Below are 20,056 nucleotides of genomic sequence, written 5' to 3'. Positions count from 1 at the left end.
AAATGACAACTTCTGTTGATTACGCTATGGGAAAACTTTTACTCATACCTCAGCGAGTCCACCGGATTCTTCCTGGCTGCATTTAATGTGCGCCCAATGGATGTGCCAGCAGCTACTAGCAATAAAACTCCAATAGGTACAAAGAGAGTCAGCACGGACATGGTTTTATAATATGCAAAAATGGATCCCATCAGTGCATCTATTGCCAGGTAAGAGAGTGCGCCACCTAAAGTGATCGCAATCATCAAAATCCAGACAAATTGGGTGTTGACTTTGGCGATGATTTGAGCGATTGAAGCGCCCAACACTTTTCTCACGCCAATTTCTTTGACTCGTTTAATGATGTTAAGTGAAACAAGAGTGAATAGCCCTATTGAAGATAATACCAATGCCAAAATTCCGAGGAAACTAAACATGACCATGATATTGCCATTTACTTCTTCGGCATCTCTCAAATATTCATCTTGATATCTGCCTGGATATGGTTTGTTGGGTTCTATTTCATACCATGCCTCTTCAATGATTTTATTGGTAGCCTTGCTCGTGCCCGGAGCTGCTTTGATCACTGCAAAAGTTGTACGATCCTTATGTGCTGGCCTGATTCCGTAAGGTTCTAGAGGGTTCCAGAATCCATCCATGTAGAAGTTCTTCATTACACCCACCACCTGAAGTCTAGTAGAATCATCGATCTTTACCATTTTTCCAATGGGTTCTTCCCATCCGAATTCTTCCACTAGTTTTTCATTGACAATAATGGAGTTTTGTTTGTCGTGTTCGTAAAGGTCTTCGGTAAAGTATCTTCCCGCTACCATTTCCAATTCCATCACTTCAGGATAATCTAAGCCTAGATCCAGCATAAATGCCTCTAGTTCCTGATCTTCATTTTTCAGCGTACGACTGTAGTTCCACATACCAATATGTTCTTCAGTCTGAGCAATCTTTTCAATAGAAGGGTTTTGTTCAATTCGTTGAGCCAATCGGTCATATGTGGATTCATTTGGTACTCTCACGAAAATGACATCTGATTTCTCAAACCCAACATCCAAATCACTTTGATACTTGGCGTTTTGAGAAAAGGCCAAGCTGGCGATCAGCGCAATGGCAGTAAGGACATACTGAGAAGTGAGAAGCACCTTTGAAAAAATGCTCGTGCCACCCATGCTAAGATTGCCTCGTAGAATTTTTACCGGTTGATAAGCGCTAATGTAAATCGAAGGATAACCTCCTGCTATCAATGAGGTGAATACCAGCAAACCACCCAGGAATAGATATAATTCAGGGTTCGCAGTGAAATTCAGCTCCAAATCAATGAAGTCCCACATCGCAGAATATGCTGGAACCAGATACATGGCGATGATGGTGGATAGGGCCAATGAAATGAAAGTCAATACAATATTCTCACCAAGAAATTGAAATATTAGCTGACTTCTATTTCCGCCCATTACTTTACGTATTCCTATTTCTTTTAGTCGCTTACTGGAAATCGCAATGGACGTATTAGTGAAATTGAAACAAGCAATGAGCAACATTAAGATAGCCATAATAAACGGTACGATGACGGCAGGCTTTGGTGGAGCTTGATATAGCCAGTTGGCTCTTAGGTCTTCGCCGTTTACACCAAGTGTATTTAGTGATTCTAAAGTGTATGTCGCTACTTTCCAGTCATCACGCGCTTCATTTTGAATAGTGATGTATTGATCATTTAACGCCTTGATGGCATTTTCTGGATATTGATTGGTGTTTGTCATGATGAACGTCGCAGCTAAAAACCGGCCCCAATCATTTCGGTCCACCTCATAAATTGAAAAGTATTCATCAAAAGGAAGGAGTCCGCTAAAATGAACACTAGAGTTCATAGGGATCTCTTCAAGGACTCCTCCTACTAGTTTGGTTAGTTGAGATCCATCTTCTTTTATAAGGGTGACCATTTCTCCGGTTGGGTCGATTTGGCCAAAAAGTTTTTCTGATGTTTCCTGAGATAGAATGATTTGGCCAGGATCTTTAAAGGCTTCTTTGTTTCCGTATTTGAAAGGAAAGGTGAAGATGTCAAAGAAATGTTCCTCGCCAAAACCTATGCCCTCGTCTAGCACATTGTTGCCTTTTTTGAAAATCATTCCTCCTTGTGTGTAGCGTGTGCTATACTCCACTTCGCTCAGTTGATCTGCTAGACCGGCTCCAAGTGGTAACGGAGTTATTCCATAAGGAACTTCCTGATTTTGGACTGATTTAGCAACCTGTATTTTGTAGATGCGATCCTGATTTAAATGATTGCTATCATAATCTGCTGCAAAATTGTAATTGAGGTAGGCAACGATACAACAAGCAAGCGAAAGGCTAAGGCCAAGGATGTTGATGATGACGTAGCTTTTGTTTTTCCAGAGGTTACGAAAAGTAGTTTTAAAGAAATTTTTTAGCATGGTGATTGGCGTTATTCCTTTTAAAGATGTCAAAAACTATCACTAGGTTGCATATCGGTTTAACTGAGTTGAGAAGTAATCTGGATGAATCAGGATATGAAAGAGCTGAAACAGAAGTTGTTATCGGAGTGTTTGGGCATTGTAGGTGAGAAAATTGCTGGTCTTCAGACGAATTTGAAGGGGTTTCAAGATGCCGCGAATGAAGAAACGAAAAGTAGCGCTGGAGATAAGTATGAGACCGGAAGAGCTATGATGCATCTGGAAAAAGAGAAGGTCGCTCATGCACTCAATGAGGTGTTAAAGCAGAAAAAAGTGTTGGATCAATTAGATGCTCAGACAGATCAGGTAGCAGAACTTGGATCTGTGATCAAAACCAATAAAGGCCTGTTTTACCTGTCTGTGAGTCTTGGTAAAATCAAACATGAAGGAGTGGATGTTTTTTGTTTGTCTCCTGTTTCGCCTCTTGGGAAGATGTTTTTGGGTACAAAAAAAGGTGAACAAGTCACCTTTAATAAAATTGTTTATCTAATTGAGGAGGTTGCTTAATCTGGTATCAGATTGATAATCTCCTGTAAGTTAATTTCAGATTCTCCAGATATGGGAATATACTCTTGTTTGTCACCTTTCATCTGGCCGTATTTCAAGAAAGATCTCCAGACATGCTCTGCATACCAATCTGGTTCTTCTTCCCATCGATTGTCTTCAAGCTTTCTTTTAAGGAACGTTGTTTTTTGTATTTCTACAAAAATCTTCAAATCATATTCAGATCTGAGCGACGCTGGATAGAAGGAAAAAAGGCCCTCGATGATTTTAACATCTGTGTCTGACTTCTGAACATCTTTCAGAAGTTTGTCCCATTTAATAGTACTTGGCCTCTCCCAATCTGGTACTCCTTGCACCTTTGGTAAAGAAATGGTTGGTTTCACATATTCGTCTTGACAATAGACGCTTGCTGTTTTGCCATTTTTCTCGAAATGCTCTTTTAGTCTTTCTGCTAGCGTAGATTTCCCTGCGCGGCTCACGCCACCAATACCTATAATCATTTGATTCTCTTCTCTATATACTGCTTAACACTACTAAATCTATGCTCGGTTGGGGAGCAAAGTCACAGTCTCTTCTGGTTTGGGAATCATAAATATACAAATCTAAGTGCAAAAAATCCTTGGAATTTTCTAAACCCTTTAGATTCTTGCTTGATAGGTATACAAATCATAATACCTTCCTTGCTTTGCAATTAAGTCATCATGTGTTCCTTGCTCTGCAATTTGCCCGTTTTCAATAACCAAAATTTGGTTTGCTTGACGAATGGTGCTTAACCGGTGAGCGATCACAAAGGAGGTTCTACCTTTCATGAGTCGAGCCAAACTTTCCTGAATATAGCTTTCACTTTCTGTGTCCAGATTGGAAGTTGCTTCATCCAAAATGAGTACTCTCGGATCCGCTAGTATGGCTCTGGCTATTGCAATGCGCTGCTTCTGGCCACCAGAAAGTTTAACTCCACGCTCTCCAATAGTAGTATCTAGTCCTTTTTCGAATCGATCGGTAAACTCATCCACATGAGCTGCTTTCACTGCTTCTAACAGTTCAGTTTCGGTGGCGTCTGGTTTCGGGAAAAGAATGTTTTCTCGAATAGTACCTTCGAATAAAAAGTCGTCTTGAAGTACTACACCGAGTTGTCTTCGATAGCTGTCTAAAGAAACTTTAGATAGGTCCTGACCATCGATGAAAATTGTGCCGTCATCTGGGTTTAAGAATGATGCTGCTAGACTGGCAATCGTGGATTTACCTGATCCTGAAGTTCCGACCAATGCGGTAACACTTCCTGCTGGAGCTTCAAAAGAAACATTTTTTATCACTCGGTTTTCTTCTTCATACGCGAAGCTCACGTTCTGAAAACTTACATCTCCTTTGATTTGAGGAATTTGAATATTTCTAACCGATCCATCATCTTCCGGATCCATATTCATGATTTCTTCTGTACGATCCAGTCCTGCGAAGGCCTCTGTTAGTTGACTGCCAATATTGCTCATCTGCACAATTGGTGCAATCATGAAGCCTAGATACAATGTGAAAGAAAGGAAATCACCAATGGTAATATCTCCTTCAATGATCATGTAGCCTCCGATTCCCATAATTCCCGTGCTGGCCAAGCCTAACAGGAATGTTGCCGAGCTAGTAACGAAGCTTGTAGAGGTTAAACTCTTTTTTACATTGAGATATAAACGCTCCACTCCATCTTCAAAAGTTTTTACCTCCTGCTTTTCCGCATTGAATCCTTTGATTACACGGATTCCATTCAGAGTCTCTGTCAGTCGGCCAGTTACTTCAGCATTGATTTTGCCTCGCTCTCTAAAGATTGGACGGATGTACCCGAATGCTTTTAAGGAGATCACTCCGAAAATGGTAACAGGAACCAATACATAGAGTGTCATCATAGGACTGATGTTGATGAGCAACACCAATGAAATAACTGCAGTGATCAGTCCTCCAACTAATTGTACCAAGCCTGTACCTACCAGGTTTCTCACGCCTTCTACATCAGACATGATTCTCGAAACAAGCTCTCCACTTTTGCTATTGTCAAAAAAGCGAACTGGCAAGTAGATGATCTTTTTTTGTACCCTTGCTCTAAGTTGGGCGATTAGGTGTTGTGCTTCTACACTTAATATTCGGGTCAATAAAAAGGATGTGATGGACTGAATAACAATGGATCCAGCAACTGCAAGAACCAGGGTTTTCAGCATTTCCATATCTCCTTTCTGGATAACATCATCCATCAGATACTTACTTGCGCCTGGTAAAACAAGGCTTGCAAGCCGGCTGATGATGATTAAAACAAGCCCTACGGCTAAAATATTTCTACGTGGCCACACGATCGTTTTAAACACATGGCCTATGGTTACTTTAGATTTACTCATTAGGATTGATTAGTGAAAACGGGGTGTTTTCGAAAGTTACATCAAACCGTAACGAAAAAAGAATTGCAAAGATTTCCGAATGTGTTAAACTATTTTCAATTCTAGGCTAAACCTTGGTGAATTAGATTTTTGGATTAAATTCGCTAACCCACAGAGTTACGGGGATTAGCTTAGCTGGTCGGTCCGCGCAGGATAGAGCACTACGCTATGATAGTGATAAGAATTTATCCATTTGAATAAATGGGGCATTAGCTCTCCCGATAACTATCGGGAGGCTAGAGCAGATTTACGGGGCATTAGCTCAGCTGGCTAGAGCACTACGCTGGCAGCGTAGGGGTCATCGGTTCGAATCCGATATGCTCCACCATTAAAAGCCTGACTTATCGGTCAGGCTTTTTCTAATTAATCCTTTAAGCAAGTTCGAATAGTGACGAAGCATAGCTTGTCACTATGATGATAGCCTTCGGCTCGTCATCACCCGATATGCTCCACAGAAACCACTTCGAGAAATCTGAGTGGTTTTTTTATTTGTGGTGTCGTCATGAACTATCCCTCGATTGATCAGTTATCTTTGAGCTGCTTACATTGATTGCTCAATGAATCGATCGACCAAAACACCGGACTGGCATATTTTTATTCTCAGTGTTCTCGCACTGGTTGCTTTAATTCTTGATTATGGATATCCTGAGAATTATTGGCATCACCTGGTGACCGATATCTATTATATGATACTTGGTTGGGCAGTGCTGGTGTTTATGAAAAACACGTTGCGACCTCCAGGATATCACAAGCCTGTTAAGAGAAGAGGAACCTACGTAGTTTTTGGGATTGTACTGATTCTCGCGATAATTTCTATCGTGAATACACTGCTATTTGTGCTGTTTCAGAACAAGGATCTCAATTTTGTTACTGCGATGTTGGTGTTCCTTGTTGCCATGTTTGACTTATCTAGTCGATTAGCAACATTGGATAGACAAACACTACATCCAGCATTGGTATTCGTCATTAGTTTCCTGGTGCTGATATTCATTGGCACACTTATTTTGATGTTGCCAAATTCAACAACAAATGGGATATCATTTGTGGATGCGTTGTTTACGTCAACAAGTGCCGTTTGTGTGACTGGATTGGCTGTATTGGATACGAGTAAAGATTTTTCCCATGTAGGTCAATTAGCAATTTTGTTTTTGATCCAATGTGGTGCTCTTGGCATGTTGAGTTTTACTTCCATGTTTGGTTTATTGTTCAAAGGATTTGGCTCTTATGAAAATAGACTTAACCTAAAGAACCTTATCAATGCCGAAACTTTAGGAAACACCTTCAAGACGTTAATTCAAATACTGGTTTTCGTAGTGTTTGTGGAGGTAGTGGGAGCCATTTTGATCTACTATACAGTGGGTGAGGATTTTCGATTTTCAGATAATCGATGGTTTTTCTCCTTCTTCCATTCCATTTCAGCTTTTTGTAATGCAGGATTCTCTACTTTGAGCAATTCATTGTACGAAGAGAGTTTTCGGTTCAATTACTCACTGCATTTGGTGATCTGTGTCTTGATAGTACTCGGAGGTATTGGATATGGAGTAATTATTAATCTGTATCAGTACAGTAAAAGAAGTGTTAGCTATCGAATCTTCAGATGGTTTGACCTGGTTCTTGGAAATAACAATAACAACAAGATACGCCCACAGCTAAGTTTGAATACCAAAATTGTACTGGTTACTTCATTGATTCTGATTGTATTTGGAGCCATTTTATTTTATGTGCTGGAATACGATAATACACTGAAGGAACATGGTGCGTTTGGTAAATTTGTAACTGCCTTATTTGGTTCTATCACTACTAGAACTGCTGGATTTAATACTGTCAATACTGGAGCACTGACTCATTCATGTATTATGATAGTCATGTTGTTGATGTGGATTGGTGCATCGCCAGGATCTACAGGAGGAGGTATTAAAACAACCACATTTGCTGTGGCCACCTTGAATATTTTCCAGCAGGCATTTGGCTTTAAAAGTATTCGTGTGGGCTGGAAGCGAATAGATCAGGGAGCTTTACAACGGTCTACCTCTATTATTTCTCTTTCGCTTATTGTGATTGGATTGTCTACATTCTTGCTAATCACATTCGATGAGCAATTGGGAATCTTGCCAATCGCATTTGAATGCTTCTCTGCATTTAGTACTGTAGGATTGAGTATGGGAATCACAGGAGACTTGAGTGTTCCTAGTAAAGTAGTGATAATTGTAACCATGTTTGTTGGTCGTGTAGGATTGCTCACTTTATTAACAGGAATTGCCCGTCAGTTCTATACGTATGAGTACAAACCGATTCAATACCCAGAAGAAAAGATATTTATCAACTAACCAATATTGATATGAAATGCATTGTAATAGGTCTCGGAAATTTTGGTGCTGCGCTATCGCTGCGCTTAATGGAAGAAGGACATGAAGTAATTGGTGTTGATACAAATGCAACCTATGTTAATCATTTGCAGGATAAACTCACGCATACGTTGGTAATGGATAGTACCAACGAATTTGCGTTGACGGAATTGCCACTTGCGGATTCTGATGTAGTAGTGGTGGGAATAGGTGAAGATGTAGGAGCTTCAGTTACAACCACAGCACTCTTGAAAAAGCATTGTGGTAAGACCCGTATCATTGGTCGTGCGATATCGCCTGTGCATCAGACGATCCTTGAAGCCATGGGAGTAACAGAAGTGGTTAATCCAGAGTCTGATTTTGCACATCAGTTTGCCAATCGATTGATGGTGTCGGGTTCTATAAAATCATTTGCTTTGGATGATACTTATGAAATCACTGAAGTGGAAGTTCCAGAATCATTTATTGGTAAATCGATCAATGAATTGAAGATTATTGATACCTATAAAGTTTCTTTAGTGACAGTTCTTGGTCAAAAGATCTCTAAAAACATCTTAGGTCATGAAGTGGTCAATCACCAGGTTACTGGGGTTGTTCACGGTGGTACTATCTTCAAAGAAAATGATCGAATGGTGCTTTTTGGCTCATTGAAAGCCATAAAGAAAATGATGAGTGATCTTAATCTGGATAATTAAATCACTCTTCTGAATTTCTTGACATTCTTTTTATAGTAGTCAGACATCAGGCTGGACATGGTAACGCCTCTACTGGTAGATGCATGAATGAATTTGATGTCGTCTTTTCCTACATAGGTGATCATGCCACTGTGGTACCATTTTTCACCTTTGTTTTTGAATTTGAAATAGACAATATCACCAGGTCGCAAATTGCCCCAGCCTTTGCTGCTACCTATTTTGGATTGTTCTTTAGCAGTTCTTGGAAGATCTACATCGATTACACGGTAGCAATTGTAGATCAAAGCAGAACAATCAATGCCATTTTTGCCCATTCCACCATATCTATAAGGAACTCCTAGATAGGTGTGAGCCATTGAAATCACCTTCTCAATTTTCTTCATTTTTTTCTTGCTCTGAGCGAGAGTAGGAGCAAGAAAACTCATTGTAAAAAATGTAAAAATCACCAGTCTTACATAAACACTATTCATATCCTCTTCTGATTTTCTATCTTTTTTCGTAATTGGCTATCGGATTCCATGTAAGTCCATAAATTTAATGCCATATGTGCGGGATTACAGGGATTTTTGCATTTAACTCCATTGGAAGGATCAATTTAGTTCACTTAGAGGCTGCTACAAGAAGTCTATCTAAGCGTGGACCAGATGCGCACAATACCTGGTTTGATGATATTGCGGGGATCGGACACCGCAGACTTTCCATTATAGATACCTCTACGGGAGCTAATCAACCAATGTTTGATGAATCTGGTCGGTATGGGATTGTTTTTAATGGGGAAATCTATAATTACCAGTCCATTCGTCAGGAACTACTCCAGAAGGGATTTTCATTTCTAACTGAAAGCGATACTGAAGTATTACTCAAAGCGTACATTCATTGGGGAGCAGAAATGCTCAATATGCTAAATGGATTCTTTGCCTTTGCCATTTATGATAAAAGTGAGGAGGTCATGTTGATTGCTCGTGATCGCTTTGGTATAAAACCACTTCTGTATACCATCAATGAAGATAGAGTTCTATTCTCTTCAGAAATGAAGTCTTTGATGACTTATGGTATTGACCGCAAGATTGACAAAGCCGCGCTGAACTTGTATTTTCAGTTGACCTATATTCCGGCGCCACATTCAATATTTGAAGGAGTTAATAAGTTGGAACCTGGTCACTATTTAGAGATCAAGGATCGAAAAGTTTCTAAGCATCAATTCTATCAATTTCCTGATCATACCAATCCTTCCATTCATGATTTGACAAATGCCAAGCAGGCAGTGATAGATGCTTTGCGTTCTTCTGTGCAGGATCGATTGGTGGCCGATGTGCCTTTGGGTGCGTTTCTCAGTGGTGGAATAGATTCTTCCATCATCACAGCATTAGCGAGCGAGCAGGTTAAACAGCTTAAAACTTTTAGTATTGGGTTTAAAGACAATAAGTTCTTTGATGAAACACACTATGCCAATCTGGTTGCAGAAAAATATAAGACCGATCATCAGGTTTTCTCATTAAGCAATGATGATTTATTGTCTCAAGTGGGTGATGTGGTTGAGTATATCGATGAGCCATTTGCAGATTCATCCGCATTGCCGGTGTATATCCTGAGTCAGCAGACTCGCAAACATGTGACCGTTGCTTTATCTGGAGATGGTGCAGATGAAATCTTTTCTGGATATAACAAACACAGTGCCTGGCTTTTGAGTCAGCAGCAGTCTGCTAGAAATGGATTGATTAAGTCATTAGGTCCAATATGGTCTGCGTTGCCTCATTCCAGAAATAATAAACTCACCAATACTTTCCGACAGCTGGATCGATTTGCGCAGTTGCAAGGATTGACCTTACCCGAGCGCTATTGGTATTTGGCTAGTTTCATTCAGAAGTCTACAGTAAATCAGCTGCTGAAGTCAGATTATCAGTCCGACACGGAAGAGCTGGAAAAAGAGTTTACTCAACTGATTTCTTCCGGACATATCAATGAGGTGTTAGCCTCAGATGCACAAATGGTGTTGCAAGGAGATATGCTTCAGAAAGTGGATCTGATGTCTATGGCCAATAGTTTGGAAGTTAGAGTGCCGTTTTTGGATCATCGTGTGGTGGCCCAGGCATTCCAAATGGATCAGGACATGAAGATCAAAGGAAATCAACGAAAGATTGTATTAAGAGAAGCTTTCAGAGATTATTTACCAGAGGAGCTTTATTCCCGACCAAAGCACGGTTTTGAAGTGCCTTTATTGGATTGGTTTAGAAAAGAACTGAGTAGTGAGCTTGATCAGTTTGTTTTCAATCAACAGTTGATTGAGTCACAAGGAATATTTGAGTGGAAACAAATCGCCCGAATCAAAAAGCAATTGCACTCTTTCGATCCGGGCGATTCAGCCATACTTGTATGGTCTTTATATGTTTTTAATAAATGGTATAAGCGATTTTTAGCCTAACCATGATCTGAACATCCACATGGTTTTTTCATGTGAGTTAGTCAATGCGATCATCATGTCCTCCGTTTCTGAATCATCTTCAGAAGCAGCCAATTCCTTCACTACATTTTCTTGCTTTACCAATAATCCAATCTGATCAAGAAGAGAAGCCACAATGTCTTCATCTTTTGACATATTGGTCACAGGCTTGATGTTACTTGTTTCTAGGTAAGCCTCAAAAGAATGTAGCGGTTGACCTTTTATGGTTAAAATTCGTTCTGCAATTTCATCGATATTTTCAAGCGCTTCTGTATACAACTCTTCAAATTTCACATGCAACTCAAAGAATCTTTTTCCTTTGATGTTCCAGTGGAATCCACGAGTGTTTTGATAGTAGATATGTAAGTCGCTTAAAAGCTGATTTAATTCTGTTAATAATTTATCTGAAGCCATTTTATTAATGTTTTGTTACTTATATAGTATACAAAACAGATCCAGATTTGTTTCGGATTTTTCGTTTAAAAAGTAGTCTTCTCGTATGATAGAAAGTACTAATTCGTCAGCTTCATTTTGAAGTTTATTGCGGTTTCTTCGATTTAGCAAATCATATGGTAACCTTAGGAAAGAAGCAGGTAATTTATACTGTAGATCAAGGAAATCGTACTTCATTATTTTTTGTACAGATTTTCTGTTTCTTTCATGGTATTCAAGGACTTTTTCATTCCCCGCTATGCCACGCATGTCCACTTTACTGAAATATTTCCCGGCTAAACCAACCAACTCATCAGCTGTATATTCTCTTTCGTGCCATGGATTTCTACTCAGAGTCATTTTGATATTTGGAGTAGATAAGATCGCCTTGCCACCTGGCTTTAGTATTCTTTGAATTTCAGATAGGAACAATTCATCTTTTTTGATGTGCTCAATCACCTGGAAACTAACCACGGTATCAAATGAATTGTCAGGTATTTTAAAAGGAGGAAATACACTGGACTCAAATTGATGGTCTGGGAATTTTGCTTTTAGATTGGCAATTACTTCTTCAATCTTGTCTAATCCTAAATAGCTGTTTGCTTTTTCTGTTAGTATTTCTACTCCTCGTCCTTCACCACAGCCTAATTCAAGTAAATCACCTTCAATGAATGGAGCAGCTTCGTAATAGGCTTGTAACAAACGCTGATGTATTGGGTTGTCAGATGGAATCTGATCCGATGCTATTTCCGTAGTGTAAACACTCATTCCTTCTTTTTTTGGCAAAGAAACCAAATTATTAGTTAACTTTTTCCACCTATGACAAGAACCAGACTTTTTCCGTTTTTTCTTTTACAAATTGTATGTGTTGCATATGCAGTTGGGATCGATATGTCCAAGGTGAATTTGACTTATCAATATGACCCGGAATCAGGGATTCAGTTTGCGCACCGAGTGGTGGAAGAAGGAGGTCAAATCAAAGTGATATATAAAGTAGTCACCGACACCATTAATCATTGGGATCAGACTTTTTTAATTCAAGATGAATATAACTCGGTAGCTCACGATACACTTCGATCTTACACATTGGATACGCTTTTTGATCAAGGAGAAGCAAAGTATTTTCAACTGACATTGTCTAAAACAAGTAAGTCGCTGCTGTTAATAGCCTGGTTTGATATAAATCGTGGTGTTTTCAAGGTGGAAGATGTTCGTGTCAATTCTCCGGTAGGTTTTCCTTCGTTTTATCCGGTAGATGAACAAGGAGTTCCAATTTTAACTAATTACGTGTCTGGATCGATCAAATTGAAAGGTGATTTAACATCTTATCATTCATACGCGTATTTAGATGATTTTGGTCCAGCAGATCCTGCAATGGGGCGTATGCGACCAATTGCACCTAGTTTGGAAATTGATAGTTCGTTTTTCTTTGATGGACAGCTTTCTCAATTAGGAACCTATCATTTTTATTTAATTCAGGAGGACAGTACCGCACAGAATGGATTGACACTTTTAAGTTGTCCAGGTTATTATCCGGCACAACGAAGGATTGAGGAGTTAGTTCCACCATTGACCTACATTTCCACAGAGTCTGAATTGAATACATTGACGAATAAGATGAGTAAAGGAGCCTTCGAAAGCTTTTGGGTGAATACCTATGGATCTCGCTTTAGAGCCAAATCTGCCATTAGAAACTTTTATAACCGAGTAGAAACAGTGAATCGTTTGTTCACAGATTATAAACAAGGTTGGAAAACGGATCGAGGAGTTATTTACTTAATCTTCGGTAAGCCAGACAAGGTTTTTAGGTCTGAAAGATCAGAGGTCTGGCAATATATTACAGGTGAAGAATTTGAATTCATTCGGATTTCAACTCTCTTTACACCCTCAATGTACACATTGAAGCGAGATCGCGAGTATGAGCAGGTCTGGTACAATCAAGTAGGAGAACTTAGAAAGGGAATGTAATGGAGAAGAAGTTTGAGAATCTCATTTATGGAATAAGAGCAGTTATTGAGACAATACACTCAGGTAAAGATCTTGAGAAAGTGTTTGTTCAGAAAGGTCTTAAAGGTGACCTGATGAAAGAATTGCTGCAGTTATTGCATCAAAATAAAATACCTCTTTCTACAGTTCCAGTTGAGAAAATCAATCGCTTCACTCGTAAGAACCATCAAGGAGTTGTAGCCTTCGTTTCTCCAGTTCAATACCACAAAATCGAGCATGTACTTCCAGAGATTTTTGAGAATAGAAAGGTGCCTCTGATTCTTGTATTGGATAGGGTTACCGACGTAAGGAATTTTGGTGGAATTGCTAGAACTGCTGAGTGTATGGGAGTAGATGCTATACTGATCCCTACTAAGAACAGTGCTCAAATCAATGCCGATGCTATCAAGACTTCTGCTGGCGCATTGAACTTTATTCCTGTTTGTCGTGAGTCCAACTTCAAAGAGGCGTTGCAGTTTTTAAAAGATTCGGGCTTGCAATTAGTGGCGAGTACAGAAAAAGCCGAGTCGTTCTTTCAAGACATTGACTTAATGGGACCAACAGCCATTTTAATGGGATCTGAAGATGAAGGAATTTCACCTGTCTTCCTTGAAATGGCTAACAAACAGGTGAAAATCCCAATTACTGGAGAAATAGAATCACTCAACGTAGCCGCAGCAACTGCAATGGCATTGTATGAAGTGAATCGTCAACGCTTTATATAAGCTTATCTCCTTTTTTCTCTTTTACGTCACTTACGAATTCTCTGAAAATTCCAGAATCTTCTTTTTTGCAGATTAACAGTACGTCTTCGAAATCCGCTACTAAATAGCCTTCCAGACCTTCTGCAAGGATAAGTCGCTTAGATTTGCTAAGGATGTAGTTGTCTTTAGCATTGTAAGTCATAATATCACCTTTCAAGACATTGTCGTTTTCGTCCTTGTCTTGAATCTCATGAAGTGCATTCCATGATCCCAGGTCAGACCATCCAAAGTCGCCCAATACCATGCTCACGCTTTCAGACTTCTCCATGATTGCATAGTCAATGGATACACTTTTGCTGACGGCATAGGCGTCTTTTATGAAGCCTTTTTCATTGTCAGTAAAGTATAGTTCATTTCCTTCTTCGAACGTTTCAGCAAGTTCAGGTTGGTAGTTCTCAAAAGCAGAAATAATGGCCTTAATACTCCAAACAAAAATTCCAGCATTCCATACAAAGTCTCCACTTTCTAAGAATTTCTTGGCAAGATCTAATTCAGGCTTCTCAGTGAAGGTTTTTACCTTCTGCAAGGGAGAATCAGATTCCTCGAACTGGATGTAGCCATACCCGGTTTCAGGTCTGTTTGGTTGAATTCCAATTGTAATTAGTTCTTGGTCATCAGCACCTTCTACAGCCGTATTAATTACTTCCAGAAACTGTTCTTCTTTGAAGATCACATGGTCAGAAGGAAGGATTGCCATTACTGCATTAGGATCTTTTTTCCGGATCTTATATGCCGCATATGCTATACAAGGAGCGGTGTTTCTCTTGGTGGGCTCTAATAAGATGTTTTCCTTATTTAGCTCTGGTAATTGCTCAGCTAATAAGTCATCATAAATCTCATTGGAAACAACCCAAATGTTCTCTGTAGGAACACTCTTGGAAAACCTGTCAAAGGTCATTTGCAGTAGTGAACGTCCTGTGCCTAAGGCATCTATGAATTGCTTGGGTTTAGCATTTCTGCTGTAAGGCCAAAATCTCGTTCCGGTCCCTCCAGCCATTATCACTACGTGTAAATTCTTGTTCATAATCTTTCTTGAGGAATTATCCTTATTCTGATTTATTTTCGACAAATATACCAAAATCATCAACCTGGCACAGTCGCCAACGTCATATTGAAAATAGTCGGCTTGAACTTTAAGTCTATTATTTATTTTATGTAAATTATAAGAAGGTAAAAGAAACTTTTGCGGAGATGGAGATAGGCGAAGACAACACCCTCAAAAGTACCTTGAAGAAAGTATTCGGTTACGACACTTTTAGGGGTACACAAGAACAAATCATTCAAAATGTAATGGATGGCAAAAATACTTTTGTCATCATGCCAACAGGAGCTGGTAAATCTTTATGTTATCAGTTGCCTGCGATAGTGAAGGACGGAACAGCAATTGTTATATCACCTTTGATTGCTTTGATGAAAAATCAAGTAGATCAGATGAATGCTGTAGGAATCAACGCGAAGTTCTTAAACAGCACGTTGAGTAAAGGTGAAATCACCAAAGTAAAGAAAGAAACTCTGGCAGGAGAGGTGAAGCTGCTATACGTAGCCCCTGAATCCCTGACCAAAGAAGCAAACATAGATTTCCTTAAGCAGGCCAATATTTCATTTGTGGCCGTGGATGAAGCGCACTGTATTTCTGAGTGGGGACATGACTTCAGGCCTGAATATAGAAGGATAAAAAGCATTATCAAAGATTTTGGAGATATCCCAGTAGTTGCTTTAACAGCAACAGCAACACCAAAGGTGCAAATGGATATTGCTAAGAATCTAGAAATGGAAGAAGCTCAGGTTTTTCAGAGCTCTTTTAACAGAACAAATCTTATCTACGAAGTAAAGCCTAAAAAGCAGGCTAAAAAGCAACTGGTCAAATTTGTAAAAGAACACAAAGGCGAATCTGGAATTGTTTACTGCTTGAGTAGAAAGAAAGTTGAAGAGATTGCAGAATTCCTGAAAGTAAATGGTGTGAATGTAGCACCATACCATGCAGGTATGGAGGCAAATATTCGCATGAAGAATCAGGATGCTTTCTTGAATGAAGATGTAGATGTAATCGTTGCGACTATTGCTTTCGGAATGGGGATTGACAAGCCAGATGTGCGCTATGTTATTCATTATGATGCGCCAAAGTCAATAGAAGGGTATTATCAGGAAACTGGTAGAGCTGGTAGAGATGGCATCACTAGTAAAGTAGTCATGTTCTACAGCTACAATGACATTCTGAAGTTAGAGAAATTCAACAAGGATAAATCCGTAACGGAACGTGAGAATGCACGATTCCTATTGGATGAAGTAGCCTTATATGCTGACTCTGGAGTATGTCGTAGGAAACAGTTGCTGCACTATTTCGGTGAAGAGTGGAAAGTTGATAACTGTGAGGCTTGTGACAATTGCTTGCATGAGCGCCAGCATTTTGAAGGTGGTGAGTATGCGAAATTGGTGATTGAGGCAGTAAGACTTACGGAAGAGCGATTTGATAGAAATCACATAGCAAGCCTATTAGTTGGTGAGAAAACTGAGCATGTGCTTAGTTACAGCCATGATCAACTGAGTGTTTTTGGAGCGGGTAAAGATCATGATCAGCGTTTCTGGAAATCGATCATTCGCCAGACTCTTCTTAATGAGTTCATCAAAAAAGATATAGAGCACCCTGGAGTATTTCAATTGACTCAAAAAGGGTTGGACTTCTTAGTAGACCCATTCAAGGTAGAGATGGTCAAAGACCATGAATACGAATCAGAAGGTGAAGAAGAAGAAATAGAAAAGGAGACTATTAATACCACAGCTTATGATAAGAACCTTTATGATATGATAAAGGCACTTCGTAAGAAAGTGGCAAAGGAGAAAGACCTTCCTCCATACGTAATCTTCCAGGAGCCATCTATGGAAGAAATGGCGACACTCTATCCAATGACCATGGATGATCTAATCAAGATTGTTGGAGTGGGAGAGAGTAAAGCTCGCAAATTTGGTAAGCCATTCCTGGCGATGATCGAGAAGTACGTAGATGAAAATGACATCATGACTGCTTCTGATGTATTGGTGAAATCTTCTGGAGCTAAATCCAAGAATAAAATTTTCATCATTCAGCAGATCGACAGACAAATCGATTTGGAAGAAATCGCTGAGTCCAAAGACCTGAAATATGAGGCTCTGATTACCGAAATTGAAAACATCTGTTACGGAGGAACTAAGCTTAATTTGGACTATTACATTGATCAATTATTGGACGATGATCGTCAAGATGATATTACGGACTATTTCATGAATGCCGAAAGTGACAGTATTGAAGCAGCTATGGAAGAATTGGGTGAATATTACTCTGAAGATGAAGTTCGATTGATGCGAATTAAGTTCATGTCCGAGCATGCTCATTAAAATTCACTTTTAATCCTTACATAAGTACTCAGGGTGTAGAATTAGTTTCTATTTTTGAAACTTGTTTTCAGTGAAATAGAAAAATCTACATCATGAATATTTTAGTGATCGGCTCTGGAGGAAGAGAGCATGCGTTGGCATGGAAAATGGCGCAAAGTCCAAAATGTGATAAATTATACATTGCTCCAGGTAATGGAGGGACTGGCGATGTTGCGACAAACCTAGATTTAGATCCTAAAAATCATGTAGCGGTAATCAATGCTGTCACTCAGTATGAGATTGATCTGGTGGTTATCGGTCCTGAAGACCCATTGGTAAATGGATTAGCTGACGACTTGAAGGCAGCACATAAAAGTCTGTTGGTAGTTGGCCCTGGTAAAACCGGTGCTATCCTAGAAGGGAGTAAGCAGGTTGCCAAAGACTTCATGAAGAAATATGGAGTTCCTACCGCAGCAGCTGAAGTGTTTGATGAAACCAATATTGAAGAAGGATATAAATTCCTGGAATCATTAGAGCCACCTTACGTTTTGAAAGCAGATGGTTTAGCTGCTGGGAAAGGAGTGTTAATCACGGAAGATCTTGCGGAAGCAAAACAAAATCTAGACGACTTAATTATCAACAAACAATTTGGTGATGCAAGTGCAAAAGTCTTAATTGAGCAATTCCTAAAAGGTATCGAGCTGTCAGTTTTTGTTTTGACAGATGGTAAGGACTATGTTATTCTTCCTGAGGCAAAAGATTATAAGCGAATCGGTGATGGAGATACAGGATTGAATACAGGTGGAATGGGAGCAGTATCCCCGGTTGTGTTTGCTGATAAAAGCTTTATGGAAAAAGTGGAAGAGCAAGTAGTGAAGCCGACGGTTCGCGGAATTCAAGAAGAAGGAATGGATTATTGTGGTTTTATTTTCATTGGTTTGATGAACCAAAGTGGAGAGCCATATGTGATTGAATACAATGTTCGTATGGGTGATCCTGAGACGGAGGTTGTCATTCCAAGAATCAAAAGTGATTTGGTTGAATTGCTAGAAGCTGCGGCGGAAGGCGAATTAGCTGGGAAGGAATTAGATATTGAGCCATACACTGCGAGTACTGTGATTCTTGTCTCTGGAGGATATCCCGAATCTTATGAAAAGGGTAAAGAAATCCGATTCAAAAAAGAAATTAAGAGTGTAATTCCATTTCACGCAGGCACTAAAATCCAGGAAGGCAAGTTAGTTACCAATGGAGGACGAGTAATGGCTTTGACAGGGTTAGGAAAGAATATGGGCGAAGCATTAACAAGATGCTATGCTGCTGTTGATCTGGTAAATTGGGAAGGAATGAATTATCGAACTGATATCGGTAAAGACCTTCAAAAACTAGGTCAATAAAAGATCATCCTAACACCGATCAATTGATTGTGTTACTTGTTCGTTATATTTGATAAGTTATCATAAAAACAATTTAATCCATGGGGTGTGCATCGTGTAGTACGGCGGTTGGAGATGACGGACAGGTTCTGGGCTGCAAAAATAATGGAGGCTGTAGCACAGGAGGTTGTAATAAAATGAACGTATTTGACTGGCTTTCTGATATGGAAGGTCCAGGTCAATACCTTTTTGATATAGTAGAAATACGATTTAAAAACGGCCGAAAGGAGTTTTTTAGGAATAGTAATGATTTGGCTTTGACTACTGGTGATGCAGTAGTTGTAGATGTGCCAAATGGTCATCATGTTGGTCATGTGTCTTTGCAGGGGGAGTTAGTAAGACTTCAGATGAAGAAAAAGGCTGTGAAAGACGATGATGAAATCAAGGCTATCTATCGAATAGCTTCACAAAAGGATCTGGATAAGTTCAGAGATGTGAAGAAACGTGAAATGCCAACGCTATATCGTACCCGTCAAATCATCGACGATTTAAAACTAGATATGAAGCTGACTGATATTGAATATCAGGCAGATAATACCAAAGCGACTTTTTATTATTCAGCAGATGATCGTGTTGATTTTAGAGAGTTAATAAAGCTTTTGGCAGCAGAATTCAAGATACGTGTAGAAATGCGTCAGATTAGTCTTCGTCAAGAGGCTGGTCGACTTGGCGGTATTGGGTCATGTGGACGTGAATTGTGTTGCTCTACCTGGATGGGTGAGTTCAAGAGTGTAAGTACTCAGGCCGCTCGTTACCAAAACCTTTCTTTGAATCCAAGTAAACTTTCAGGCCAGTGTGGGCGACTTAAGTGCTGCCTCAATTATGAGCTGGACACTTACATGGATGCCCTTAAAGATATTCCTGAACTGAATAAGCCTTTAGAAACTCAAAAGGGACTGGCTAAGCTTCAGAAGACGGATATTTTCAGAAAGATCATGTGGTTTGGTTATGATAACGAAAACACCTGGTATCCTCTGGATGTAAAACGTGTCAACGAGATCCTTGAAATGAATAAGAAGGGCAAGAAGCCTGTCACTCTTGCAGAGGATATCGTAGAGGAGGTAGTAGATGATGGAGGTCTTAATAGTGACCTGGTTGCTATGGATAAGAAGTTCTCCAAAGGCAAAAGCAAAAGTAAGAACAAGAATAAGCGCAATAAGAAGCGCAACTTCAGCAATAAGAACAATAATCGAAACAAGGGTAACAGGCCCAACAATAAAAAGAATAACAACTAGT

16 protein-coding genes and 1 tRNA gene are annotated in these 20,056 nt (G+C 39.6%); 10 read left to right on the top strand and 7 right to left on the bottom strand.

Annotated features, from left to right (window positions below; genetic code table 11):
• Positions 1-38 precede the first annotated feature (38 nt).
• A complete protein-coding gene (locus tag NXS00_RS17580) occupies positions 39-2,417 on the bottom strand; it encodes an ABC transporter permease (RefSeq protein ID WP_258100566.1) in 2,379 nt (792 codons plus the stop codon).
• Positions 2,418-2,513: 96 nt separating this feature from the next.
• On the opposite strand from NXS00_RS17580, the gene NXS00_RS17575 reads away from it, so the two are divergent.
• Positions 2,514-2,963, top strand: coding sequence for a 3-oxoacyl-ACP synthase (locus NXS00_RS17575; protein WP_258100565.1), 450 nt, complete (start codon positions 2,514-2,516; stop codon positions 2,961-2,963).
• Here NXS00_RS17575 and NXS00_RS17570 read toward each other — a convergent pair.
• Both NXS00_RS17570 and NXS00_RS17565 read right to left on the bottom strand, forming a co-directional pair.
• Positions 2,960-3,460, bottom strand: a complete 501-nt coding sequence (locus NXS00_RS17570) for a uridine kinase family protein (RefSeq protein WP_258100564.1) — start codon at positions 3,458-3,460, stop codon at positions 2,960-2,962. The genes NXS00_RS17575 and NXS00_RS17570 overlap by 4 nt on opposite strands.
• A 138-nt stretch (positions 3,461-3,598) precedes the next feature.
• Entirely contained in the window at positions 3,599-5,335 is a 1,737-nt protein-coding gene (locus NXS00_RS17565) for an ABC transporter ATP-binding protein (protein WP_258100563.1), read from the bottom strand.
• A gap of 290 nt (positions 5,336-5,625) precedes the next feature.
• Here NXS00_RS17565 and NXS00_RS17560 point away from each other — a divergent pair.
• The 3 genes from NXS00_RS17560 to NXS00_RS17550 all read left to right on the top strand — a co-directional run bounded on the left by NXS00_RS17560 (position 5,626) and on the right by NXS00_RS17550 (position 8,414).
• A tRNA-Ala gene (locus NXS00_RS17560) sits at positions 5,626-5,702 on the top strand.
• A gap of 229 nt (positions 5,703-5,931) precedes the next feature.
• Positions 5,932-7,701, top strand: coding sequence for a TrkH family potassium uptake protein (locus tag NXS00_RS17555; RefSeq protein ID WP_258100562.1), 1,770 nt, complete (start codon positions 5,932-5,934; stop codon positions 7,699-7,701).
• 11 nt (positions 7,702-7,712) lie between these two features.
• Complete coding sequence (locus tag NXS00_RS17550) at positions 7,713-8,414, top strand: potassium channel family protein (RefSeq protein ID WP_258100561.1); 702 nt, start codon at positions 7,713-7,715, stop codon at positions 8,412-8,414.
• Here the strand turns inward: NXS00_RS17550 and NXS00_RS17545 are convergent.
• Positions 8,411-8,839: a C40 family peptidase gene (locus NXS00_RS17545; RefSeq protein WP_258100560.1), complete on the bottom strand. Its 429-nt coding sequence runs from the start codon at positions 8,837-8,839 to the stop codon at positions 8,411-8,413. The two genes, NXS00_RS17550 and NXS00_RS17545, sit on opposite strands and share 4 nt — an antisense overlap.
• Before the next feature lie 119 nt (positions 8,840-8,958).
• On the opposite strand from NXS00_RS17545, the gene asnB reads away from it, so the two are divergent.
• Positions 8,959-10,836 carry an asparagine synthase (glutamine-hydrolyzing) gene (gene asnB, locus NXS00_RS17540; protein ID WP_258100559.1) on the top strand — a complete coding sequence of 626 codons (1,878 nt, stop codon included), beginning with the start codon at positions 8,959-8,961 and terminating at the stop codon, positions 10,834-10,836.
• Here asnB and NXS00_RS17535 read toward each other — a convergent pair.
• Together NXS00_RS17535 and NXS00_RS17530 are read right to left on the bottom strand one after the other, a co-directional pair.
• Positions 10,828-11,268, bottom strand: coding sequence for a Dps family protein (locus tag NXS00_RS17535; protein ID WP_258100558.1), 441 nt, complete (start codon positions 11,266-11,268; stop codon positions 10,828-10,830). The genes asnB and NXS00_RS17535 overlap by 9 nt on opposite strands.
• Before the next feature lie 15 nt (positions 11,269-11,283).
• Positions 11,284-12,054: a class I SAM-dependent methyltransferase gene (locus tag NXS00_RS17530; protein ID WP_258100557.1), complete on the bottom strand. Its 771-nt coding sequence runs from the start codon at positions 12,052-12,054 to the stop codon at positions 11,284-11,286.
• A gap of 51 nt (positions 12,055-12,105) precedes the next feature.
• Here NXS00_RS17530 and NXS00_RS17525 point away from each other — a divergent pair, with 51 nt between their 5' ends.
• Positions 12,106-13,254 (top strand): GWxTD domain-containing protein, encoded by a 1,149-nt coding sequence (locus tag NXS00_RS17525; protein ID WP_258100556.1) that lies wholly within the window; start codon positions 12,106-12,108, stop codon positions 13,252-13,254.
• Positions 13,254-13,997, top strand: coding sequence for a 23S rRNA (guanosine(2251)-2'-O)-methyltransferase RlmB (rlmB, locus tag NXS00_RS17520; protein ID WP_258100555.1), 744 nt, complete (start codon positions 13,254-13,256; stop codon positions 13,995-13,997). Before NXS00_RS17525 ends, rlmB begins: the two co-directional genes overlap by 1 nt.
• Here rlmB and NXS00_RS17515 read toward each other — a convergent pair.
• Positions 13,990-15,060, bottom strand: a complete 1,071-nt coding sequence (locus NXS00_RS17515; RefSeq protein ID WP_258100554.1) for a mannose-1-phosphate guanylyltransferase — start codon at positions 15,058-15,060, stop codon at positions 13,990-13,992. The genes rlmB and NXS00_RS17515 overlap by 8 nt on opposite strands.
• A 167-nt stretch (positions 15,061-15,227) precedes the next feature.
• On the opposite strand from NXS00_RS17515, the gene recQ reads away from it, so the two are divergent.
• From recQ to NXS00_RS17500, 3 genes are all read left to right on the top strand, one after another.
• A complete protein-coding gene (recQ, locus tag NXS00_RS17510; protein ID WP_258100553.1) occupies positions 15,228-17,408 on the top strand; it encodes a DNA helicase RecQ in 2,181 nt (726 codons plus the stop codon).
• Positions 17,409-17,500: 92 nt separating this feature from the next.
• Positions 17,501-18,781, top strand: coding sequence for a phosphoribosylamine--glycine ligase (gene purD / locus NXS00_RS17505; protein ID WP_258100552.1), 1,281 nt, complete (start codon positions 17,501-17,503; stop codon positions 18,779-18,781).
• Between the two features lie 80 nt (positions 18,782-18,861).
• Positions 18,862-20,055, top strand: coding sequence for a PSP1 domain-containing protein (locus NXS00_RS17500; RefSeq protein WP_258100551.1), 1,194 nt, complete (start codon positions 18,862-18,864; stop codon positions 20,053-20,055).
• The last annotated feature ends 1 nt before the right edge of the window (position 20,056 follow it).

The organism is Marinoscillum pacificum, from assembly GCF_024714495.1.
Classification (GTDB): Bacteria; Bacteroidota; Bacteroidia; order Cytophagales; family Cyclobacteriaceae; genus Marinoscillum; species Marinoscillum pacificum.
Note: the sequence above shows the minus strand (reverse complement) of the source record. Positions and strands in the feature narration are given on the sequence as shown.

Excerpts from the sequence above, each read along its gene's own strand:
- NXS00_RS17580 (WP_258100566.1), bottom strand. The coding sequence starts at position 2,417 with ATGCTAAAAAATTTCTTTAAAACTACTTTTCGTAACCTCTGGAAAAAC.
- NXS00_RS17575 (WP_258100565.1), top strand. The coding sequence starts at position 2,514 with ATGAAAGAGCTGAAACAGAAGTTGTTATCGGAGTGTTTGGGCATTGTA.
- NXS00_RS17570 (WP_258100564.1), bottom strand. The coding sequence starts at position 3,460 with ATGATTATAGGTATTGGTGGCGTGAGCCGCGCAGGGAAATCTACGCTA.
- NXS00_RS17565 (WP_258100563.1), bottom strand. The coding sequence starts at position 5,335 with ATGAGTAAATCTAAAGTAACCATAGGCCATGTGTTTAAAACGATCGTG.
- NXS00_RS17555 (WP_258100562.1), top strand. The coding sequence starts at position 5,932 with ATGAATCGATCGACCAAAACACCGGACTGGCATATTTTTATTCTCAGT.
- NXS00_RS17550 (WP_258100561.1), top strand. The coding sequence starts at position 7,713 with ATGAAATGCATTGTAATAGGTCTCGGAAATTTTGGTGCTGCGCTATCG.
- NXS00_RS17545 (WP_258100560.1), bottom strand. The coding sequence starts at position 8,839 with ATGAGTTTTCTTGCTCCTACTCTCGCTCAGAGCAAGAAAAAAATGAAG.
- asnB (WP_258100559.1), top strand. The coding sequence starts at position 8,959 with ATGTGCGGGATTACAGGGATTTTTGCATTTAACTCCATTGGAAGGATC.
- NXS00_RS17535 (WP_258100558.1), bottom strand. The coding sequence starts at position 11,268 with ATGGCTTCAGATAAATTATTAACAGAATTAAATCAGCTTTTAAGCGAC.
- NXS00_RS17530 (WP_258100557.1), bottom strand. The coding sequence starts at position 12,054 with ATGAGTGTTTACACTACGGAAATAGCATCGGATCAGATTCCATCTGAC.
- NXS00_RS17525 (WP_258100556.1), top strand. The coding sequence starts at position 12,106 with ATGACAAGAACCAGACTTTTTCCGTTTTTTCTTTTACAAATTGTATGT.
- rlmB (WP_258100555.1), top strand. The coding sequence starts at position 13,254 with ATGGAGAAGAAGTTTGAGAATCTCATTTATGGAATAAGAGCAGTTATT.
- NXS00_RS17515 (WP_258100554.1), bottom strand. The coding sequence starts at position 15,060 with ATGAACAAGAATTTACACGTAGTGATAATGGCTGGAGGGACCGGAACG.
- recQ (WP_258100553.1), top strand. The coding sequence starts at position 15,228 with ATGGAGATAGGCGAAGACAACACCCTCAAAAGTACCTTGAAGAAAGTA.
- purD (WP_258100552.1), top strand. The coding sequence starts at position 17,501 with ATGAATATTTTAGTGATCGGCTCTGGAGGAAGAGAGCATGCGTTGGCA.
- NXS00_RS17500 (WP_258100551.1), top strand. The coding sequence starts at position 18,862 with ATGGGGTGTGCATCGTGTAGTACGGCGGTTGGAGATGACGGACAGGTT.